This window comes from Helicobacter aurati (assembly GCF_003364265.1).
Taxonomy (GTDB): Bacteria; Campylobacterota; Campylobacteria; order Campylobacterales; family Helicobacteraceae; genus Helicobacter_A; species Helicobacter_A aurati.
The window spans coordinates 1-3469 of the sequence record NZ_NXLW01000033.1; the positions used below are offsets into that span (position 1 = coordinate 1).

Below are 3469 nucleotides of genomic sequence, written 5' to 3' on the forward strand. Positions count from 1 at the left end.
CTTTATATAAACTCTCTCCATAAACCCTCTTTATTTAAAATTTGTGTTCTTATATTATTGAGATTCTACAATCTTAATCTCTGTTTTGGTGAGATTGTAGAGCTGATAGACTAAAGAATTGATTTTAGATTCTAGTTTGCTTGTGTTGGGTATTTTGTCATGTTGAGGGCGAATGCCCGAAATATCTCTATTAAAACTTCTTAATTCTTTGCTTAGAGATTCTTCGGGCATAAAGCCCTCAGAATGACAAGAATTATTGTCATGTTGAGCTTTCATAGAAAGCGAAACATCTCTTTGACAAGATTCCTTGATTGCGAGAATCTCATCAACTAAAGCAATGATTTTATCTACGATTGTTTGGTTTTGTTTAGTGATTTTTGGGATAGGAAGCTTTTCGATATAAATTTTAGCTCCATAAACTCCCTCACCCAAAGTTGCCGCATTATTTTTAATCCAATGCCTCGAAATATTAGAATTTAACACTGATAAAAGATATTTAACTAAAGTTTCATTCCTAGTAGTAATCATAAACATAGAATCCAAAATATAATGCCCTGCCCAATCATAAGAAAAACAAAGTTCATTGGAGATTCTATTCCACATAATCTTACCCTCATAAGTCCCTTTGTTATTCCAAGTTTGCATAGCAAGTGAAGGATTTCTTTTAGATTCTTTAGCCTTGCTATGCAAGGATTCAGATTGGCAATGTAGAGGGTAAGATTTTTCACTCTCAAAGGCTTTAGTTTGATAAGAATGGATTTGGGATTTACCCCACCCCCTAACCCCCTCCGCAAAGGGATGGGGGAGAAGCTCGGAATCCTCTGCAATAGATGAGGGAATGGTTAGCCCATCTTGCTGTGAGAGGGAATGAGCTGGGGAAGTATCTGCAAAAGGATGAGGAATAAGCTTGGAATCTTGTGAATCATATCCAACACTAGCATTAGTTTTTAAAAGTTGTGGAGTATAAAAAGACTTAAGAGAATAAAAAGCTTCAAATTCTTTTCTAAAAGTTTGCATAAACGCTTCAAGATAGGCATTTATGCCCCCCCCCCCGCAGAATTAAAGGCAGATTCTATGAGAGCTATCTCATCTTGGTTTAGGTTGTAGAGTTGATAAATCATACTATCAAGCTTAGATTCTAGCCTATGGATATCTTTATTCTCTTGTTGTAAAGCGATGATTTGAGTGGCTAGAGCCTTAATCTCTTTGATTTTTGCTTCATTAGTGGCATTTTTCTCTATCACAGGGAGTTTTTCTATAAACTGCTTTATCCATCGAAACGCTCCATCTCCTAAGCCAGAAGCAATTTGTCGCATATAAAAATAAATCAATTTTGAGTTTAGCACAGCACATAAATACATATCATCTCTTGGAATAAAATAGCAAGTTTGATTGATATAAAAGCCTTGTGATTCATACACAAAACAAGGTGTGTTTGTCATCTCCGCCCAGATAATCTTGCCTTGATAATGCTTTTGTGCCAGATTACTAGCTTCCAACCTCTCTAAAGTATTGAGAATAAAAGTATCCAAAATACTATTAAACGCTTCAAGATAGGCATTTATGCCCCCCCCCCCGCAGAATTAAAGGCAGATTCTATGAGAGCTATCTCATCTTGGTTTAGGTTGTATGCTTGATAGATTAGAGAATCAAGGCGGGATTCTAACTTGCTTGTGTCGGCACTATAATCCCCCCTCCCATTGCGGAGGGGGCTAGGGGGTGGGTTATGAGATTCTTCAGTCTTGCTTTGCAAGACTTCAGAATGACAATTTTTAATCTTGTCATGTTGAGGCGAAGGCGAAACATCTCTCTTGAGTTTTGTATGGGATTCTTTAGCTTGCAAGCAAGCTTCAGAATGACAAGCATGATTTATCTCTAAAATTTCTTTTGCTAAACCCTCAATCTCTGCTAAGAGTTTAGAATCTATTTTATTAGTTTCTACCACAGGGAGTTTTTCTACAAAAATCTTACTCATCTCATAACCACTTGCCCCTAAAGTCGCTCCAATTTGTTTAAAATACCAAAAATTTGTCTTGGAGTTGAGAATCGCAGTCAGATATAGCAGCCTATTTTTATCTTTAATATTGTCGCTTAAAATGAAACATTTTTGATTCGTAAAAAATCCTTGCATATCAAGATAAGCAATAAATTCCTTTGCCATATTTGGATAAATAATTTTTCCTTCATATTGTTTTTGTGGCACTTGCAATCCCTCGCAAAATCTAAAAGCCTCTTTGAGTTCAGTCTCGAAGTTTTCACAAAGGAGCTTAAGCAAGGTAAGGGATTGGGATTTTACACAGACAACAAGCAAATAAGCTAAACTATATTTGCCCCCCCCCGCAGCGGTTATCATAGCTCTTTGTTTATCGTCTAAGCCATAGAGCGCAAAGACCATAGAATCTAATGTTTGTTCTAGTTTGCTTGTGTCTTTATTCTGCGCTTTGGTTTCTAAAATCTCATTGACAAGCCTTACAAACTCTGCTTCTTGTGTTTTATCAAGTCTTGGAATGGGGAGCTTTTCTAAAAATGCCTTTTTGTAGCGATAGCCACTCTCTCCTAGCCCTCCCCCAGCGTAAAACTCTTTAAAGGCAAAGGTGGCAAGTTTGGAATGCAAAATCCCTAAAAGGTATTCTAAGCTCACTTGCATTTTGTGGTGTTGCGCTTCCCCTTTGTCATATTGAGCTTTCATAGAAAGCGAAATATCTCTTTTGGAATGTTGAGATTCTTCGGCTAAAGGTTCAGAATGACAATAGGGGGAGTTAGTTTGGCAAAGAGAGACTTCAGCTTGACAAGGATTATTCCCCCTCCCATTGCGGAGGGGGCTAGGGGGTGGGTTATGAGATTCTAAAGCTTCAGTTTGACAATTTGCGCTTAAGATAAAGCTTGTTGCCTCTGCATAGAAATGTCCAAACTTAAATTCGCCATTGTCTAAATAAAATTGTGGCTCACGCACGATTTCGCTATAGACAATCTTAGGCTTGGCAAATTCTTGATAATAATTTGCACCCCAACGTTGCAAACAATACCATTCATAACGAATACCTGTTTCATCTTTGTTTCGTTTAGAGAGTCTATCTTTATGTTGCAACAAATGAGAGTATAAACTTGGATATTGTTCTGCTAAATCTTGCTCATTTTCTTGCATAGACTTTGGATTATCTGTATTTGGAAAATGCCACGATATAAATATTATCCACAATCCCGCCCATTCATAACTGTATCTCTTAATGTCTCTCCCTCGCAAAATGGGCTTAATAAGCTGTGCGGTGCGCTCTCTTTCGGTGAGTAGAATGGTGTTGTTTTCAAGATTGATTTTTCTCTGTATTGTTTGGGATTCTTCACTCGCTAATGCAGGTTCAGAATGACAATTTGAATCTTGTTTGTCATGTTGAGGCGAAGCCGAAACATCTCTTTTACTTTGGGATTTGCCCCACCCCCTAGCCCCCTCCGCAAAGGGAGGGGGAACAAG

General features: G+C 37.8%; 2 protein-coding genes and 3 pseudogenes. All 5 read right to left on the reverse strand.

Features of this window, described 5'->3' with window-relative positions; genetic code table 11:
- Positions 1-54 precede the first annotated feature (54 nt).
- Positions 55-162, reverse strand: a pseudogene (locus CQA66_RS09725) (hypothetical protein); the annotation flags it as partial.
- 231 nt (positions 163-393) lie between these two features.
- Positions 394-1017: pseudogene (locus CQA66_RS09730) on the reverse strand (TaqI-like C-terminal specificity domain-containing protein); the annotation flags it as partial.
- 20 nt (positions 1018-1037) lie between these two features.
- Positions 1038-1532 carry a TaqI-like C-terminal specificity domain-containing protein gene (locus CQA66_RS08980; protein ID WP_115582658.1) on the reverse strand — a complete coding sequence of 165 codons (495 nt, stop codon included), beginning with the start codon at positions 1530-1532 and terminating at the stop codon, positions 1038-1040.
- Between the two features lie 29 nt (positions 1533-1561).
- Positions 1562-2689, reverse strand: a complete 1128-nt coding sequence (locus tag CQA66_RS09735; protein WP_425323578.1) for a TaqI-like C-terminal specificity domain-containing protein — start codon at positions 2687-2689, stop codon at positions 1562-1564.
- A 180-nt stretch (positions 2690-2869) separates the two neighbouring features.
- Positions 2870-3280, reverse strand: a pseudogene (locus CQA66_RS09740) (TaqI-like C-terminal specificity domain-containing protein); the annotation flags it as partial.
- Positions 3281-3469 lie beyond the last annotated feature (189 nt).